The 18770-nt window shown below is 59.6% G+C and carries 16 protein-coding genes; 15 read left to right on the forward strand and 1 reads right to left on the reverse strand.

Annotation, left to right across the window (positions count from 1 at the left end; translation table 11 throughout):
• Positions 1-64 precede the first annotated feature (64 nt).
• Positions 65-856: a phenylalanine 4-monooxygenase gene (phhA, locus tag Q8X51_RS01195; protein ID WP_065924944.1), complete on the reverse strand. Its 792-nt coding sequence runs from the start codon at positions 854-856 to the stop codon at positions 65-67.
• Between the two features lie 257 nt (positions 857-1113).
• Here phhA and Q8X51_RS01200 point away from each other — a divergent pair, with 257 nt between their 5' ends.
• The 15 genes from Q8X51_RS01200 to Q8X51_RS01270 all read left to right on the forward strand — a co-directional run bounded on the left by Q8X51_RS01200 (position 1114) and on the right by Q8X51_RS01270 (position 18706).
• On the forward strand, positions 1114-2676 hold the full coding sequence (locus Q8X51_RS01200; protein ID WP_065924945.1) for a sigma-54-dependent transcriptional regulator: 1563 nt from the start codon (positions 1114-1116) through the stop codon (positions 2674-2676).
• A gap of 290 nt (positions 2677-2966) precedes the next feature.
• Complete coding sequence (locus Q8X51_RS01205) at positions 2967-3707, forward strand: flagellar basal body rod protein FlgF (protein WP_065924946.1); 741 nt, start codon at positions 2967-2969, stop codon at positions 3705-3707.
• Between the two features lie 72 nt (positions 3708-3779).
• Positions 3780-4565: a flagellar basal-body rod protein FlgG gene (gene flgG / locus Q8X51_RS01210; RefSeq protein WP_027603835.1), complete on the forward strand. Its 786-nt coding sequence runs from the start codon at positions 3780-3782 to the stop codon at positions 4563-4565.
• 53 nt (positions 4566-4618) lie between these two features.
• Entirely contained in the window at positions 4619-5314 is a 696-nt protein-coding gene (flgH, locus tag Q8X51_RS01215; protein WP_065924947.1) for a flagellar basal body L-ring protein FlgH, read from the forward strand.
• A 27-nt stretch (positions 5315-5341) separates the two neighbouring features.
• A complete protein-coding gene (locus Q8X51_RS01220) occupies positions 5342-6430 on the forward strand; it encodes a flagellar basal body P-ring protein FlgI (RefSeq protein ID WP_033901075.1) in 1089 nt (362 codons plus the stop codon).
• A 4-nt stretch (positions 6431-6434) separates the two neighbouring features.
• Complete coding sequence (flgJ, locus tag Q8X51_RS01225; RefSeq protein WP_065924948.1) at positions 6435-7703, forward strand: flagellar assembly peptidoglycan hydrolase FlgJ; 1269 nt, start codon at positions 6435-6437, stop codon at positions 7701-7703.
• Positions 7704-7713: 10 nt separating this feature from the next.
• Positions 7714-9762 carry a flagellar hook-associated protein FlgK gene (gene flgK / locus Q8X51_RS01230; RefSeq protein WP_065924949.1) on the forward strand — a complete coding sequence of 683 codons (2049 nt, stop codon included), beginning with the start codon at positions 7714-7716 and terminating at the stop codon, positions 9760-9762.
• Positions 9763-9776: 14 nt separating this feature from the next.
• Positions 9777-11378 carry a flagellar hook-associated protein 3 gene (locus Q8X51_RS01235; RefSeq protein ID WP_065924950.1) on the forward strand — a complete coding sequence of 534 codons (1602 nt, stop codon included), beginning with the start codon at positions 9777-9779 and terminating at the stop codon, positions 11376-11378.
• 274 nt (positions 11379-11652) lie between these two features.
• The gene (locus Q8X51_RS01240) at positions 11653-12582 is read left to right on the forward strand and encodes a ketoacyl-ACP synthase III (RefSeq protein WP_065924951.1); all 930 of its coding nucleotides are present in this window, start codon (positions 11653-11655) and stop codon (positions 12580-12582) included.
• Between the two features lie 274 nt (positions 12583-12856).
• A complete protein-coding gene (locus Q8X51_RS01245) occupies positions 12857-14281 on the forward strand; it encodes a flagellin N-terminal helical domain-containing protein (RefSeq protein WP_065924974.1) in 1425 nt (474 codons plus the stop codon).
• 74 nt (positions 14282-14355) lie between these two features.
• Positions 14356-14706 (forward strand): flagellar protein FlaG, encoded by a 351-nt coding sequence (locus Q8X51_RS01250; RefSeq protein ID WP_065924952.1) that lies wholly within the window; start codon positions 14356-14358, stop codon positions 14704-14706.
• 80 nt (positions 14707-14786) lie between these two features.
• Positions 14787-16178, forward strand: a complete 1392-nt coding sequence (fliD, locus tag Q8X51_RS01255) for a flagellar filament capping protein FliD (protein WP_065924953.1) — start codon at positions 14787-14789, stop codon at positions 16176-16178.
• Positions 16179-16319: 141 nt separating this feature from the next.
• Positions 16320-16724, forward strand: coding sequence for a flagellar export chaperone FliS (gene fliS / locus Q8X51_RS01260; RefSeq protein WP_065924954.1), 405 nt, complete (start codon positions 16320-16322; stop codon positions 16722-16724).
• A 41-nt stretch (positions 16725-16765) separates the two neighbouring features.
• Positions 16766-17062, forward strand: a complete 297-nt coding sequence (gene fliT / locus Q8X51_RS01265; protein ID WP_027603846.1) for a flagellar protein FliT — start codon at positions 16766-16768, stop codon at positions 17060-17062.
• A 168-nt stretch (positions 17063-17230) separates the two neighbouring features.
• Positions 17231-18706, forward strand: a complete 1476-nt coding sequence (locus tag Q8X51_RS01270) for a sigma-54 dependent transcriptional regulator (RefSeq protein ID WP_027603847.1) — start codon at positions 17231-17233, stop codon at positions 18704-18706.
• Positions 18707-18770: the final 64 nt, after the last annotated feature.

Raw genomic sequence — 18770 nt, forward strand, 5'->3', positions numbered from 1 at the left:
GTGGCGTCACCCTAAAGCAACGCGGGGCCAGGGAACAGACTCACCTGGCCTTAAAAGCTGAGGCTCACGCGGCTTTGGGCTTGGGTGGGAACTTCGGCGCGTGCAAGCCCAACTGCATACCGTGCTCGACCATGCCCATGATGTCTTCCTGCGCCACTTCGAACAGGCGCTTGAGGTTGGGCAATACGAAATACAGCGGTTGCAGGATGTCGATGCGATACGGGGTGCGCATCGCTTCCAGCGGGTCGAAGGCTTGATGTTCAGGCTGGTCGGACAGGCAGTACACGCTTTCCTTGGGCGACGACAAAATCCCGCCACCGTAGATACGCCGGCCGTCGGGGGTGTCCACCAAGCCGAACTCGATGGTCATCCAGTACAGGCGCGCCAGGTATACCCGTTGCTCCTTGCTGGCCGCCAGGCCGAGCTTGCCGTAGGTGTGGGTGAACTCGGCAAACCACGGGTTGGTCAGCAGCGGGCAGTGGCCAAAGATCTCGTGGAAAATATCCGGCTCTTGCAGGTAATCCAGTTCTTCGCGGGTACGAATAAAGGTCGCCACCGGAAACTGCTTGTTGGCGAGTAATTCGAAGAAGGTCTGGAAGGGGATCAGCGCCGGCACGCGAGCGACTTGCCAGCCGGTGGTCGCGGCCAGCACCTGGTTGATTTCACCCAGTTGCGGGATGCGATCCAAGGGCAGGCCGAGCTTGTCGATGCCGTCCAGGTACTCTTGGCACGCGCGGCCCTCGATCACTTTCAACTGGCGGGTGATCAGGGTGTTCCACACCGCGTGTTCTTCCGGCGGGTAGTGGATAAAACCTTGCGCATCGGGCTCGCGGGCCACGTAGTGCGTCTGCTTCATACGGCTCTCCTGCTAGGCATTCGTTCTTGTTATGTCCTGGGATGAGCCTATTGATACGCCGTGCGGGGCAAGATTCCATCGGCTTCAGCATCGGCCGTGTAGGAAAAATTACTGGTTTTCGTAAAGTATTCGTTACGATTGCTTGGCTCAATACGGTATTGGGCTGGGAAAAGCCCCCAAGCTGTCACATAATCTTGACGACTATCTGCGCCCAGCGACAAAAAGACGCGGCGCCTACCCACTTTTCGAGCCTTTTCATGCGTATCAAAGTGCACTGCCAGAACCGCATCGGCATCCTGCGGGACATCCTCAACCTGTTGGTGGAGTACGGCGTCAACGTCGCCAAGGGTGAGGTGGGTGGCGAGCATGGCAACGCCATTTACCTGTTCTGCCCAAACCTGGTGAACATGCAATTCCAGGCGCTGCGCCCGCAGTTCGAGGCGATTGCCGGGGTGTTTGGCGTCAAAAGGGTAGGGCTGATGCCCAGTGAGCGTCGACATATGGAGCTCAATGCGCTGCTCGGTGCGCTTGAGTTTCCGGTGCTGTCCATCGACATGGGCGGCTCCATCGTCGCCGCCAACCGCGCGGCCGCGCAGTTGCTCGGGGTGCGGGTGGACGAGGTGCCGGGCATTCCGCTGTCGCGCTACGCCGAGGATTTCGACTTGCCGGAACTGGTGCGCGCGAGTAAATCGCGGATCAATGGCCTGCGGGTCAAGGTCAAGGGTGACGTGTTCCTGGCGGATATCGCACCGCTGCAATCCTCCGAACATGACGACAGCGAAGCCATGGCCGGTGCCGTGTTGACCCTGCACCGTGCCGACCGTGTGGGTGAGCGTATCTACAATGTGCGCAAACAGGAGCTGCGCGGTTTCGACAGTATTTTCCAAAGCTCCAAGGTCATGGCCGCCGTGGTGCGTGAAGCCCGGCGCATGGCGCCGTTGGATGCGCCTCTATTAATAGAAGGCGAAACCGGCACCGGCAAAGAGTTGTTGGCACGCGCTTGCCACCTGGCCAGCCCGCGCGGGCAATCGCCGTTGATGGCGCTGAACTGCGCTGGGCTGCCCGAGTCGATGGCCGAGACCGAATTGTTCGGCTACGGCCCCGGCGCTTTTGAAGGCGCGCGGGCCGAAGGCAAGCTCGGGCTGCTGGAGCTGACGTCAGGCGGTACGTTGTTTCTCGATGGTGTCGGGGAAATGAGCGCGCGCTTGCAGGTGAAATTGCTGCGCTTCCTGCAGGACGGCTGCTTTCGGCGCGTGGGCAGTGACGAAGAGGTGTACCTGGATGTGCGGGTGATCTGCGCCACCCAGGTGGACCTGTCCGAACTCTGCGCCCGTGGCGAATTCCGCCAGGACCTCTATCACCGCCTCAACGTGCTGTCCTTGCATATCCCGCCCCTGCGCGAATGCCTCGACGGCCTTGCTCCCCTGGTCGAGCACTTTCTCGACCAGGCCAGCCGGCAGATTGGCTGCCCGCTGCCCAGGCTGGCGCCTGCCGCCATGGACAAGCTCAGCCACTACCACTGGCCGGGGAATGTGCGGCAGCTGGAAAACGTGCTGTTCCAGGCGGTATCGCTGTGTGACGGCGGGACGGTCAAGGTCGAACACATCCGCCTGCCGGACTACGGCGTGCGCCAACCCCTTGGCGACTTTTCCCTGGAGGGCGGTTTGGAGGCGATCGTCGGACGCTTCGAGAAGGCGGTGCTGGAGAGCCTGTATGCCGAGCATCCCAGCAGCCGGCAGTTGGGGAAACGCCTGGGGGTGTCACACACCACCATCGCCAATAAGTTGCGTGATTACGAAATCCTCAAGTCCGACAAATAACCCAATGTGGGAGGGGGCTTGCCCCGATAGCGGTGTGTCAGCTAAGAGTAATCTGGCTGACAGACTGCCATCGGGGGCAAGCCCCCTCCCACATTGATCTGCGCCGTTGCCGTAAGCGGCAGTAGTCCGCCGTTTTTTCGACTATCCCTCCATCCATATTTTTCAATACCTTCGCGCAAACCCCCGTCGTTGCTGGGCTTCGTCCTCTTTTAAAAAGTTGGTTCGCAAATTGCTTAAGCCTCATCAGTACAGCGGTGGGCGGCAAGCCTGCGTCAGAAAGAGGAAAGAGCGTGGACAAGTACCTTTATGTGGCAATGACCGGCGCCAGCCAGAATGCACTGGCGCAGAAGGCCCATGCCAACAACTTGGCGAACATTTCCACCAACGGTTTTCAACGTGACCTGGAACAGGCGCGTTCGATGCCGGTGTTCGGTGACAGCTTTCCGGCGCGTGCGTTTGCCATGACCGAACGTCCCGCGACCGACTTCAGCCCTGGCGCCATGATCGAGACCGGTCGCGACCTGGATGTGGCGGTGAACGGCAATGGCTGGATGGCGGTGCAAACCCCCGATGGCGGTGAAGCCTACGTGCGCAGTGCCAGCATGAACGTCGATGCGCTGGGTGTGCTGCGCGCCGGCAACGGCATGCCGATCATGGGCAACGGTGGCCCGATCGCCGTACCGCCGCAGCAGAAAGTCGAAGTGGGCGCCGACGGCACCATCAGCATCCGCGCCATGGGCGAAGGCCCGCGGGTGATGGCTGAAGTGGACCGTATCAAGCTGGTCCAGCCCGACCTCAAGAATATGAATAAAGGCCTGGATGGCACCATCCATACCAAGGATGGCCAGCCGGCCGTCGCCGATGCGAACGTCACGCTGACCTCGGGTTTCCTGCAGGCGAGCAACGTCAACGCGGTTGAAGAAATGACCGCGGTCCTGGCGCTTTCCAAGCAGTTCGAGTTGCACATCAAGATGATGAACAGCGCCAAGGAAGACGACCAGGCCATGACCCGCGTAATGGCGATGAGCTGATAGCCGCGTTATTGACCGACTACTAATTTTTGCAGCGCAGCGCCAACAAACAGGCGCACGAAGGAGAACAGCATGCTTCCGGCTCTATGGGTTGCCAAAACAGGCCTGTCCGCCCAGGACACCAACCTGACCACCATTTCCAACAACTTGGCCAACGTGTCGACCACGGGTTTCAAACGTGACCGCGCCGAGTTCCAGGATTTGCTCTACCAGATCAAACGCCAGCCAGGCGCCCAGTCGACCCAGGACAGCGAATTGCCGTCGGGCCTGCAACTGGGTACCGGTGTGAAGATCGTCGGCACCCAGAAGAACTTCAACGCCGGTAACCTGCAGCAGACCGGGCAGCCGCTGGACATGGCCATCAACGGTAAAGGGTTCTTCCAGATCCTGCAGCCGGATGGGACCACTTCCTACACCCGTGACGGTACCTTCCACCTGGACTCCAATGGCCAGATCGTGACGGCCAACGGTTTCGCCCTGGAACCGGCTATCGTCGTGCCGAACAACGCCCAGACCTTCACCGTCGGCAACGACGGCACCGTGTCGATCACCGTGGCCGGTAACCCGGCGTCGCAAGTGATCGGCAACCTGCAAACCGCCGACTTCATCAACCCGGCCGGCCTGCAGGCGATGGGTAACAACCTGTTCCTGGAAACTGCTTCCAGCGGCGCGCCGCAAATCGGCACCCCTGGCCTGAACGGTTTCGGCACCACGCTGCAAAGCACCCTGGAAACCTCCAACGTCAGCACCGTTGAAGAGATGGTCAACATGATCACCACTCAACGCGCCTACGAGATGAACTCCAAGGTGATTTCCACCGCCGACCAGATGCTTTCGTTCGTAACGCAGAATCTGTAATCAAGTCTATGGGGCGCTCCTGAGAGCACCTGCAACACCGTGAGGTAAGGGTCATGAATCGCTATGTTTCCGTTCTGGCATTGAGTGGGATTGCCGTGCTCGCGGGCTGTGTCGCCCCGACGCCAAAACCCAATGACCCGTACTACGCGCCGGTGTTGCCGCGCACCCCACTGCCGGCGGCGGCCAACAACGGTTCGATCTACCAGGCCGGTTTCGAACAGAACCTGTACAGCGACCGCAAGGCGTTCCGGGTCGGTGACATCATCACCATCACCCTGAACGAACGCACCCAGGCCAGCAAGAATGCCAACTCCCAGGTGGGCAAGAACAGCACCGCCAGCCTTGGTTTGAGTTCTCTGTTTGGCGCCGTGCCCAACGTCAATAACCCGTTGAGCGACGGTGACCTGACCTTGAACGCCGGCTACAGCGGCAGCCGCGCTACCGACGGCAAGAGTGCGGCGGGGCAGGGCAACAGCCTGACCGGCTCGATCACCGTGACGGTCGCTGACGTATTGCCCAACGGTATCATTGCCGTGCGCGGCGAGAAGTGGATGACCCTCAACACTGGTGACGAATTGGTGCGCATAGCCGGTATGGTCCGCGCCGATGATATTTCCACGGACAACACCGTGCCTTCCACGCGGATTGCCGATGCACGCATTACCTATTCCGGTACCGGTGCTTTTGCTGATGCGAGTCAGCCCGGTTGGCTCGACCGTTTCTTCCTCAGTCCGCTGTTCCCTTTCTAGGTGACTACTTTGAAATTCAAACAGCTGATGGCGGCCGCACTGTTGCTGAGCCTGAGCGCAGTCGCCCAGGCCGAACGCCTGAAAGACATCGCCAGCATCTCCGGCGTGCGTTCCAACCAGTTGATCGGCTACGGCCTGGTGGTGGGGCTCAACGGAACGGGTGACCAGACCACCCAGACCCCGTTCACCCTGCAAACCTTCAACAACATGCTCTCGCAGTTCGGCATCAAGGTGCCGGCGGGTTCGGGCAACGTGCAGTTGAAGAACGTCGCGGCGGTGTCGATCAGTGCCGACTTGCCGGCGTTTTCCAAGCCGGGCCAGGTGGTCGACATCACTGTGTCGTCCATCGGTAACTCCAAAAGCCTGCGTGGCGGCACCCTGCTGATGACGCCGCTGAAAGGTATCGACGGCAACGTCTACGCCATCGCCCAGGGCAACCTGGTGGTGGGCGGGTTTGACGCCGAAGGTCGCGACGGTTCGAAGATCACTGTCAACGTGCCGTCGGCCGGGCGTATCCCGGGTGGCGCCACGGTTGAACGCACCGTGCCGAGCGGTTTCAACCAGGGCAACAGCCTGACCTTGAACCTCAACCGTTCGGACTTCACCACCGCCAAGCGTGTAGTCGACAAGATCAACGACATGCTCGGCCCTGGCGTGGCCCAGGCCATCGACGGCGGCTCGATCCGCGTCACCGCGCCGCTGGACCCCAGCCAGCGTGTGGACTACCTGTCGATCCTGGAAAACCTCGAAGTCGATCCGGGCCAGGCGGTGGCCAAGGTCATCATCAATTCGCGCACCGGTACCATCGTGATCGGCCAGAACGTCAAGGTCTCGCCGGCGGCGGTGACCCACGGCAGCCTGACCGTGACCATCACCGAAGACCCGATCGTCAGCCAGCCTGGGCCGTTGTCCAATGGCCAGACGGCGGTGGTGCCACGCTCGCGAGTGAATGCCCAGCAAGAAGCCAAGCCGATGTTCAAGTTCGGCCCCGGCACGACGCTGGATGAGATTGTGCGTGCGGTGAACCAGGTGGGCGCAGCGCCAGGCGACTTGATGGCGATCCTCGAAGCGTTGAAGCAGGCCGGCGCGTTGCAAGCCGACCTGATCGTGATTTAAGGCCATGGCCATGGACATGCGTAACAGCGGCCTGACCAGCACGGCGGATTCGGGTTCGTATTCCGACTTGAATCGCCTGAACCAACTGAAGGTCGGCGACAAGAACAGCGAAGGCAACATGCGCAAGGTGGCGCAGGAGTTCGAGTCGCTGTTCTTGAGCGAGATGCTCAAGTCCATGCGCTCGGCCACCGAGGCCCTGGGCAAGGACAACCCGATGAACACCCCGGCCGCCAAGCAGTACCAGGAAATGTACGACCAGCAACTGGCGGTGTCGATGTCCCGCGAAGGCGGCGGTATCGGCCTGGCCGATGTGCTGATGCGCCAGATGCAGAAGAACAAGCCGGTGGACGCCCAGGCGGCCACCTTGCAGGGCCCGGCGGCGGCCGAGGCGGTCAAGAAAGTCGATGTGCCGACGCAAATTGCCGCCGGTACCCAGGCCGAGGGCCCGCTGGGGCGTTCCAATGGCCAGCGTCCACTGTGGGCCTATCGCGTGGCGGAGCCCCAGGCGGGCGCTGCAGCGGCCCATAGCAATGACATCGCACTGATGAACCAGCGCCGTATCGCCTTGCCGAGCAAGCTCACCGATCGCCTGCTCGCCGGTATCGTGCCGAGCACCGACACCACCACCGTTGCCCAGGCGGCGCCGTTGCGTAACAGCGCGGCCGCCGACAATGTGGTCAACAGCACGGCGCGCACGTTTGCCGTGCCGAGCGGGCGCATGCAGGTCTACGGCCGCGCCGTGGCCCAGCCGCCATTGGCACCGGTGAAGAAGGCGTTCAGCTCCCAGGATGAGTTTGTCGCGACCATGTTGCCGATGGCCAAGGCGGCGGCCGCGCGTATCGGTGTCGATCCGAAGTACCTGGTGGCCCAGGCCGCCCTGGAAACCGGTTGGGGCAAGTCGGTGATGCGCGCCGAGGATGGCAGCAGCAGCCACAACCTGTTCGGCATCAAGGCCGGCCAGAGCTGGCAGGGCGGCCAGGCCCGTGCAATCACCAGCGAGTTTCGTGATGGGGCGATGGTCAAGGAAACGGCGCAGTTCCGGTCCTACGATTCTTACCAGGACAGCTTCCATGACCTCGTGACATTGCTGCAAAGCAATGATCGCTATAAAGATGTTGTGAAATCGGCCGACAACCCGGAACAGTTTGTACGCGAGTTGCAAAAAGCCGGGTACGCCACGGACCCGGCCTACGCCAGCAAGATTTCGCAGATCGCAAAAACCATGAACAGTTACCAGAATTACGCTGCCGCGGGCGCGACCACTCATTTATAAGGTCTGAACCATGAGTTTGCTCAATATCGGGATGTCGGGGCTTAACGCCGCTCAAGGATCGTTGTCGGTCTTGAGTAACAACATCGCCAACGCCAATACCGCGGGTTATTCGCGTCAGCAGACCACCCAGAGCGCAAATGCGTCGAACCAGTATGGCGGCGTGTTCATCGGCAGCGGCACCACCCTGGCCGACGTGCGCCGGGTGTACAACGAATACCTGGACACCGCCTACCAGAACAGCACCTCGCTCAACAGCGATGCCAAGGCTTACCTTGATCAGGTCAGTGCCGTCGACAAGACCCTGTCGGACAAGACCACCGGCATGTCCGCCGTACTCAGTTCATTCTTCGCTGCTGTGCAGACCGCCTCGGCGAACCCCAACGATACCTCGGCCCGCCAGATCCTGCTCACGAACGCCCAGACGCTGAGCAACCGGTTCAACTCCATTTCCAGCCAGTTGAGCCAGCAGAAAGAGACCATTAACAGCCAGTTGTCCTCGATGAGCGATCAGGTCAACCAACTGACTTCGTCGATTGCCTCTCTCAACAAGCAGATCGCCCAGGTGCAGGGTTCGTCGAACACCACCCCGGCCAACCTGCTGGACTCGCGCGCCGAAGCCGTGCGTTCGCTCAATGAGCTGATCGGTGTGACCGCCACTGAGAAGAACGGCGTGTTCAGTGTCAGCACCGGTAGCGGCCAGTCCCTGGTGCTGGGTGATAAGTCCAACACCATTTCCGCCGTACCGAGCAAGAGCGACACCAGCCAGTACACGATCCAGCTCAATGCGGCCGGCGGTACGACGATGGACCTGGGCAACGTGATCAGCGGCGGTAGCATCGGCGGCCTGTTGCGCTATCGCAGCGACGCGTTGATTCCTGCGATCAATGATCTGGGGCGCATCGCGATTGCCACCGCCGATACGGTCAACAGCCAGTTGGGCCAGGGCCTGGACCTCAATGGCGAGTTCGGCGCCTCGATGTTCACCGACATCAACAACGCAGCCTCGGTTGCCCTGCGTAGCCTGGCTGCCCAAGGCAACCTGGGCGACGGTGCCCTGGGCGTGACGATCAAGGACAGCACTCAGCTGACCAACTTCGATTACAAGGTCAGCTTCAACGACGGCACCGACCTCAACAAGGTCACGGTACTGCGTTCCGACGGCAAGGCCATGGGCACCTATGACCTCAGTGCCACGCCGCCTCCGGTCATCGATGGCTTCACCCTGGCGGTCAAGAGCGGTACGGTGCAGGCCGGTGACAGCTTCAAGGTCAGCCCCACCGCCAACGGCGCCAAGGAAATCGGCACGGTCCTCAGCGACCCCAGCAAGATTGCCTTTGCCGCGCCGTTGCAGGGCGAGGCCAGCAAGACCAACCAGGGCACCGGCACCTTCACGCCGCCGACGCTCACCGTGCCCCTGGACATACAGGGTGGTGCCGATACGGCACAACTGCGTACCGGCATCGAATACTCGATGCCGGTGAAGATGGTTTTCGGTAAACCGGCGGCCGATGGCACCCAGCCTTATACGCTGAGTAACGCCCAGGGTGATCCCATCGGTTCCGGCACCATCATTCCGGGACAGGCCAATAAGATCAGCATCAGCGTGCCGATGCGTGATGCCAGCGGTGCCTTGGTGTCGCCAGCCAAGAACTTCAGTTTCGACACCACGGTGGGCGGTTCGCCGGCCAACGGCGACGGCACCTCGTTCTCGTTCAATGCCACCGGCAAGTCCGACAATCGCAACGCCCAGGCACTGCTCGACCTGCAGACCAAGGCAACCGTGGGCCTGGCGGCCGATGGCAGCGGCGGTACCAGCCTGGTGGGCGCCAACAGCAAGCTGGTCTCCACCGTGGGCGCCAAGGCCGCTTCGGCCGGCACTGACAACACCGCTACCGGTGCGCTGCTGGCCGCCAACAAGAACGCGCGCAACTCCGTATCCCAGGTGAACCTGGATGAAGAGGCGGGCGACATGATCAAGTTCCAGCAGTACTACACGGCGTCGTCGCAGATCATCAAGGCTGCGCAAGAAACCTTCAGCACGCTGATCAATAGTCTTTAAGGGAGTCTGGGACGATGCGCATTTCTACACAGCAGTATTACGACACCAGTGCCGTCAAGTATCAGAACAACTATTCCAGCGTTGTGAAGGCCCAGGAACAGGCGAGCTCCGGCGTGCGTGTACAGACCGCTTCGGATGATCCGGTTGCCGCCCAGCGCTTGCTGATGCTGCAACAGCAAAAAGACATGCTGGCCCAGTACAGCGGCAACATCACCAGCATTCAAAATACGCTGACGAACGAAGAAAGCGTGCTGGAGGCGATCAATACCACGATCCAGGCCGGCAGCCAGTTGGCGCTGCGTGCGGGTGGCGTGACCAGCGATGCTGACCGCAAGTCCATTGCGGTCGAGGTGGGCGCGCTTGAAAATCAGCTGTTGGGTTTGCTTAACAGCAAGGATGCGGCGGGCAACTATCTGTTCTCCGGTTCCAAGACCGACACGCCACCGTATTCGCGCAACAATGATGGTACTTATAGCTATCAAGGCGACGAAAACGAGCTGAGCCTGCAGGTTTCCGAGACGCTGAAGGTGCGCACCAGCGATACGGGCAAGACCATCCTGGAAGGCGCGGTCAACACCAGCCGCACCCAAGCCACCTACACGACGCCTGCAACGGTGGATGACCACAAGGTCGCGATCTCGGCAGGCCTGGTAACGTCGGGCATCGATTACACCAAGCAGTTTGCCGACGGCCAGCCCTATAAGGTGACCTTTACCAGTAGCACGCAGTACGTTGTGACCGACAAGGACAACAACGACATTACTTCGCAGCTTCCAGGTAATGGTACGTTCGACTCCACCAAGGAAGGCAGCGCCAGTATCAATGTACGCGGGGTCAAATTCGATATCACCGCAGACCTCACCGGCGTGGCCACCGGGCCGGATGCCGATGCGTTGGTTGCAGGGCGTGAGTTCACCCTGGCCGCCAAGCCGGACGCGTTCAATGTCTCTCGCACCGCAAGCAACACTTCGGCGGCGCAACTGACCAATGCCCGCGTCAGCAGTGCAGCCGACTACTCCAGTACGTTTCCCAACAGCGGCGTACTGATCAAGTTCGACGATGTCGACCCGACTGCTTATAAGGTGTATGCCCAGCCGTATACCCCCGACAGCAAGCCGATTGTCGATAATGGCGTGATCGTCAGCGGTACGCCGCCAGCCAAGGACACGATCACCGCCGCGGGTGTCACCTTCGAGTTGAGCGGTACGCCGAACACCGGCGATCAGTTTTCGGTCGGCAACACCACCCAGAAAACCCAGAATGCCCTCGACACCCTGAGCGAGCTGCGCCAGGCCCTGGAACAGCCGGCGGATGGTATTCCCGGTGCGCGGGTCAAGCTTCAGGACGCCCTGAACGCCGCGGTCAGTAACCTGACCAACTCGGCCGACCAGGTGGACAACGTGCGTGGCTCCATCGGTGCGCGACAGAATGCACTCACGGTGCAGTCCAGTGAAAACACCAGTGTCGGCCTGGCCAACAAGACCACGATGAGTGACCTGGCCAACATTGACATGGGCGAGGCAGCGATCAACCTGACCCTGCAGCAAACCATGCTGGAGGCCTCGCAGCTGGCTTTCGTGAAAGTCTCGCAGTTGAGCCTGTTCAACAAGATGTAAGTGGCGTCAAGTCAAGCGGCCCGCTCTGGAAACAGGGCGGGCCGTTGCCGTTTCTGGGACTTAATTGTTTGAAGGTTTTGCACAAAGCACACACAATTGAGTGACCTGTGAGTCATAAAGCGCATCTTCACTGTATCGTGTGAAAAGGATAAGTCGTCACAGGGTCCTTGCGGGGCGGCTTTCAGCGAGATTTTTATGGGGTTATCCCCTTTATTGTCAGCACTCCAGGCCACGTCTGGGGTGTTCTCCAGCTATTTAGTATTGGGAAGCCACAATGATTGGCATAAAAAGCATCGCCAGTTACGTGCCGGCAGACGGGATCGATAACTACGCCCAGGGTGCCAAGTTCGCCAAGGATGAAGAATTCATCATCGGCAAGATCGGTTCGGCGTTCCTGCCGCGCAAGGAAGCCGCGCAGGAAACCTCCGATCTGTGTGTCGAGGCGGTCAACGCTTTGTTTGCCAACAATCCGGATTTGAAGCGCGAGTCCATCGATGCGCTGATCGTCGTCACCCAGAACGGCGATGAAGAGGGTTTGCCCCATACGGCCGCGATCGTCCAGGACAAACTCGGCCTGCCCACCCACGTGGCGGCGTTTGATATTTCCCTGGGCTGCTCCGGCTACGTCTACGGCATCTACGCGATGAAGGGCTTCATGGAAGCCACCGGCCTGAAAAACGGCCTGTTGGTCACCGCCGACCCGTATTCGAAGATCGTCGACCCGGAAGACCGCAACACCACCATGCTGTTCGGCGATGCCGCCACCGCCACCTGGATGGGCGAAGACGCGCCGTGGTTGCTGGGCAAGTCCAAGTTCGGCACGGACGGTTCCGGCGCACCGCATCTCAAGGTCAGCGATGGCGTGTTCTTCATGAACGGTCGCCAGGTGTTCAACTTCGCCTTGCTCAAGGTGCCCGCGCATTTGCACGAGCTGCTCGACGAGTCGGACCTTGCGGCCGATGACATCGATGCGTTCTGCATTCATCAGGGCAGTGCGGCGATTGTCGACGCCGTGGCCCGGCGTTTCGAAGACGCGCCGGTGGAGAAGTTCATCAAGGACATGGTCGAGACCGGCAACACCGTGTCGTCGAGCATTCCGTTGCTGCTGGAAAAGCATGTGATGGACGCCACCTGGAAGCGCGTGGCAATCAGCGGTTTTGGCGTGGGCCTGTCGTGGGGATCGGCGATTCTCTATCGTCCGTGACGCTTCGATAGACTGCTTTCTGCGTAAAAGCAAACGCCGATGCTCGAAAGAGCATCGGCGTTTTTTATTTGGCGCCAGAAAACCCAATGAAATATGGGTTTTTAGCCGGCGTAAGCCCTTGAATTACAAGGGGTGGCACGGCGCCATTAAAAAAATCAAAAAAAATCCTCAAGCAACCGGCTACCACGACGATAACTATTACGTAGGTTCTCAGGCCACACCCGGCGGTTGCCAGGGCCGGAAGCCGCAGTATCCATCCAACGAGGATTTCGTCATGGCTTTAACAGTAAACACCAACATTGCTTCGATCACTACTCAGGGCAACCTGAACAAAGCCGGCGGCGCCCTGGCCACCTCCATGCAGCGCCTGTCTTCCGGCCTGCGTATCAACAGCGCTAAAGACGACGCAGCCGGCCTGCAGATCGCTAACCGCCTGACCAGCCAAATCAACGGCCTGGGCCAAGCTGTAAAAAACGTGAACGACGGTATCTCCATCGCTCAGACCGCTGAAGGCGCGATGCAGGCTTCGACCGACATCCTGCAAAAAATGCGTACCCTGGCTCTGTCTTCCGCGACTGGTTCCCTCAGCCCTGACGACCGTAAGTCGAACAACGACGAATACCAGGCTCTGACTTCGGAACTGACCCGTATCTCCAACACCACCACTTTCGGTGGCCAGAAGCTGCTGGACGGTTCGTACGGTACCAAGGCCATTCAGGTTGGCGCCAACGCTAACGAAACCATCAACCTGAGCCTGGAAAACGTTGCAGCCAACAACATTGGTTCGCAGCAGATCAAAACCAAGGCCATCGTGCCTAGCGCAACTGGCCTGGCTGGCGGCAGCATCACAGTAACCGGCAACGGCCAAAGCAAAGCCGTTACTTATGCAGCAGGCGCGTCGGCTAAAGACATTGCTTCCGGCCTGAACGGTTCGATCGGTGGCCTGACCGCTACCGCCAGCACCGAAGTCAAGCTGGAAGTGGGTGCCGCAACCCCGTCGAACTTCACTCTGGCTGTTGGTAACAGCGGCGCTGTGAGCTTCGTAGGCGTTACCGATCTGGCTGGCCTGGCTGACCAACTGAAGTCCAACGCTGCCAAGCTGGGTATCAGTGTCAACTACGACGAAGTTAACAAGAGCCTGTCGGTTAAGTCGGATTCCGGTGAAAACCTGTCGTTCGCTGGCGCTGATGCCAACGCTCAGACGAACATCCTGGTTGGCGCGAAAGATGGCGCTGGCGCATTCGCTACCCCGGCTGCTCTGGGTGCTGCTGCAATCGTTGTTACCGGTCAAGTCTCCCTCGACTCGGCTAAAGGCTACTCCTTGAGCGACGCCGGTACCGGTGTTTCGGACTTGTTCTCGGCTGCTACCGTTTCGTCGACCAAAACCTCCATCGCCCAAACCGACGTGACCGACGCTACCAACGCTCAAAACGCCCTGGCTGTTATCGACAAGGCCATCGGCACCATCGACGGCGTTCGTTCGGGCCTGGGTGCTACCCAGAACCGTCTGACTACCACTGCAGACAACCTGCAGAACATTCAGAAGAACTCCACCGCTGCACGTTCCACCGTTCAGGACGTCGACTTCGCTTCCGAAACCGCCGAACTGACCAAGCAACAAACCCTGCAGTCGGCTTCTACCGCGATCCTGTCGCAGGCTAACCAGCTGCCATCCGCTGTACTGAAGCTGCTTCAGTAATCCCAGCGCTTGGTAACTAACGGAAGGGCGCGTCTACGTGCCCTTCCGTTTTTTCGGTTTAGAGGAGATTGGACATGGACATGAGTGTAAAGCTGAACCAGTCTTATCCGCCGGTTGCACCTCAAAGCGCACCTGCCAAGGTAGTGACTGACAACGGTGTCAAGAATGTCCAGGCAACGCCCGCGACCAGCCAAGAGCCCGCACGCGCCGACCTGGAAAAAGCAGTAACCGATATTCGTGATTTCGTTCAGGCTACCCAGCGTAGCCTGGACTTTTCCATTGATGACTCCACCCACCGCGTGGTGGTCAAGGTCATCAATACCGACAATGGTGAAGTGATTCGCCAGATTCCGTCGGAAACAGCCTTGAAGCTGGCACAGAACCTCAGCAGCGCAAGCAACTTGTTGTTTGACGACAAGGCCTGAGCTGGCATGAAACTTGTTGCTGTCTGGTCTTGAGGCGTAATAAGTCAAGATAACGGCAGCCACCGAACAGGAGATAGATGATGGCGGGTTCAACGGTAAGTGGTATCGGTTCGAACATCGATACGCAAGCGATCGTGACATCCTTGGTCAACGCCGAAAAGGTGCCCAAGCAAACGCAGATCAATACCGCGTCTGCGAAGGCGACCACCACGCTGTCTTCGATCGGCAAGGTTCAGGCCGCGCTGGATGCGTTTCGCAGTGCCTTGGACACCATGGCCAAGGACAGCAGTTTCACCGGCTTGACCGGTTCGTCCTCGGATGAAAAGACCGCGACCATGACGGCCAGCAACACGGCCTCGAACGGCAGCTTCCGGCTGGTCGTCGATCAGTTGGCCCAAGCGTCCAAGCTGTCGAGCAAGAACTTCAGCGGTGGCACCTCGACGGTAGTCAACGCGACGGACAAGCCGACGACGCTGACCATCAGTCAATCGGGCAAGTCATACGACCTCAATGTTCCCGCGGGTGCGACCCTGCAGCAGGTGCGTGACTCGATCAATACCCAGTTTGGTACTTCGGGGCTGAGCGCCAACATTCAAACCGACTCCAACGGTTCGCGATTGATCCTGACCTCTACCACCATGGGGACCGGCTCGGACCTTACACTCTCTGGCACTTCGGGCCTCGATGTGGGTGCCACGGTCGTCGATCCGCCCAAGGATGCGCTCTACAGCATCGATGGGGTTGCGTCTGTGTCCAAGTCCAACACCATCACAGGCGCTCTTAGCGGGGTGGATATCAAGCTGGTAGCTGCGTCGACTTACAAGACCAATTCCACCGTCGATAAAAACGTAACGCTCATCACCGTCAGCACCAACAACACCGCACTCAAGTCCGGGGTCAAGGGTTTCATTGATACCTACAACGCCCTGATCACTGCCATGAACGCCGAAACCAAGGTCACCACGAACCTGGACGGCAGCACTACAGCGGCAGCGTTGACCGGCGACTCGACCATGCGTTCGTTGCAGAGCGCTATCCGCAATGAGTTCAACGCGCTGTCGGGCACCGGTGCGTTCAAGTCCCTGGCGCAGTTCGGCGTGACCACCAGTTCGAGCACGGGTCTGCTGGCGATCGATGACAAGAAGTGGGACGCGGCGGTTAAAACCAACGGCGCCGACATCAACAGCATGTTCAGCGGTAAGGACGGCATGCTGGCACGGATGAAAAGCGCCACGGATGACTTTGCCAAATCCACTACCGGCATTCTGGCGACCCGCTCGACGTCCTTGTCCGACACGCTCAAGGACCTGACCAAGCAGCAGTCGACGCTGGACGAGCGCATGACCCTGCTCACCAGCAGCCTGTCGGCCAAGTACAACGCCATGGACACCCTGGTCGCCCAGTTGCGCCAGCAAAGCACCAGCGTGATGACCACGCTCAATGCCTTGAACAATCCAAAGACCAATACTTGATCCCCTGCTGAACAAAAAAAGGCCAGGCAATCTGCCTGGCCTTTTTTATCGCGGGACGACGGGGGCTAAAGCTTTTTGCAAACCCGTCGACATATTGGTTACTAGAATCCTTTTCGCTGTCGCCTGTCACGAGGTAGAAACATGAATCCCATGAGAGCCCTTCGCCAATACCAGAAGGTCAATTCCCATGCCCAGATCTCTGAAGCCAGCCCGCATCGCCTGGTGCAGATGCTGATGGAGGGCGGCCTGGACCGCATGGCCCAGGCCAAGGGTGCGCTGGCTCGTGGCGACATCGCCCAGAAGGGCCTGATGCTGGGCAAGGCCATCGATATCGTGATCGGCCTGCGCGACGGCCTGAATGCTGAAAAGAGTGACAACCCGGCTTACGTCCAGCAGTTGGAAAGTCTGTATGCGTACATGACTAACCGCCTGATGGAAGCGAACCTGCATAACGATGCCGACATGATCGACGAAGTCGCCCGTTTGCTGATTACCGTGAAAGAAGGCTGGGATGCCATCGCCGCGCCACAGGCTGCAACCGAGTAAGGCGCAGCAAAGAAGGGCCTGAGGGCCTTGAGGAATACGTCATGAGCCAAGCACTGCAACGCATTGATGAAACCCGTGAAGCGCTGATCGGCGCGCTGGCAGACCGTAACTGGGACGCCATTGGCGAGCTGGACATGGGCTGTCGCAACGTGATCGACGAGGTGCTCAGCGAAGCGCCGGTGGATGAGGATGCGTTGCGTGAAAAGCTTGAGAGCCTGTTGGCGGTATACCAGCAGTTGCTTGAGGTGACGACGGGCGAGCGCCAGGCGATTTTTGAAGAGATGTCGCAGATCAACCAAGCGAAGAACGCGTCAAAGGTTTACCATTTGTTCGGCTGAACAGACGCAGTTAATCCGAACGGCGCGTCATAAATTTGACCGTGCCAGCTTTTTTGACTTAACTAGTGCTGTTTTCAGATTTCAGACGTCTATAAAGTAAGAAGTCTTACGGCCGTCTCGATTGCCCTTACACTGGGCAGAGCGTTTTACTAGGGAAGTTGCTATTGCATGTGGCGTGAAACCAAAATTCTGCTGATCGATGACGATAGCGTCCGCCGCCGCGATTTAGCGGTGATTTTGAATTTTCTTGGCGAAGAAAATCTGCCCTGCGGCAGCCATGACTGGCAGCAGGTAGTCAGCTCATTGTCATCGAGCCGTGAAGTCATCTGTGTGCTGATCGGGACGGTAAACGCTCCTGGCGCTGTTTTGGGCTTGTTAAAGACACTGTCAACCTGGGATGAGTTCCTTCCGGTGTTGCTAATAGGCGATATTTCTTCTGTCGACCTGCCCGAAGACCAGCGCCGTCGTGTGCTTTCCACCCTGGAAATGCCGCCCAGCTACAGCAAATTGCTCGATTCCCTGCACCGTGCCCAGGTCTATCGCGAGATGTACGACCAGGCCCGCGAGCGCGGTCGCCACCGCGAACCCAACCTGTTCCGCAGCCTCGTCGGCACCAGCCGTGCCATCCAGCACGTGCGCCAGATGATGCAGCAGGTGGCCGATACCGACGCCAGCGTGCTGATCCTCGGCGAGTCGGGCACCGGCAAGGAAGTGGTCGCGCGCAACCTGCACTACCACTCCAAGCGCCGCGACGGGCCTTTTGTGCCGGTCAACTGCGGAGCGATCCCGGCAGAGCTGCTTGAAAGCGAACTATTCGGTCACGAGAAGGGCGCCTTTACCGGGGCGATCACCAGCCGTGCCGGGCGTTTCGAGCTGGCCAACGGCGGCACCCTGTTCCTCGACGAAATCGGCGACATGCCGCTGCCGATGCAGGTCAAGCTGCTGCGCGTCTTGCAGGAGCGCACCTTCGAGCGCGTGGGCAGCAACAAGACCCAGAGCGTCGACGTGCGCATCATCGCCGCGACCCACAAGAACCTCGAAAGCATGATCGAGGTCGGCAGCTTCCGCGAAGACCTGTACTACCGCCTCAACGTATTCCCGATCGAGATGGCCCCGCTGCGTGAGCGCGTGGAGGACATCCCGTTGCTGATGAACGAACTGATCTCGCGCATGGAGCACGAAAAGCGCGGTTCGATCCGCTTCAACTCGGCCGCGATCATGTCCCTGTGCCGCCACGGCTGGCCGGGCAACGTCCGTGAACTGGCCAACCTGGTGGAGCGCATGGCGATCATGCATCCCTACGGTGTGATCGGCGTGGTCGAGTTGCCGAAGAAGTTCCGCTACGTCGACGACGAAGACGAGCAACTGGTCGACAGCCTGCGCAGCGACATGGAAGAACGGGTTGCCATCAACGGCCACACCCCGGACTTCGGCTCCACCGCCATGCTGCCGCCCGAAGGCCTGGACTTGAAAGACTACCTCGGTAACCTCGAGCAGGGGCTGATCCAGCAGGCCCTGGACGACGCCAACGGCATCGTCGCCCGTGCCGCCGAGCGCCTGCGCATCCGTCGAACCACCCTGGTGGAGAAGATGCGCAAGTACGGAATGAGCCGCAAAGAAGGTGATGAACAGGCAGATGATTGACGCCTGTTTTCCAAGCCGCTGATATTTCAGCGGTTTTTTTTCGGCACAACTATTGCTACAGCCC

This window comes from Pseudomonas sp. Yb2C2 (assembly GCF_052112325.1).
Taxonomy (GTDB): Bacteria; Pseudomonadota; Gammaproteobacteria; order Pseudomonadales; family Pseudomonadaceae; genus Aquipseudomonas; species Aquipseudomonas marginalis.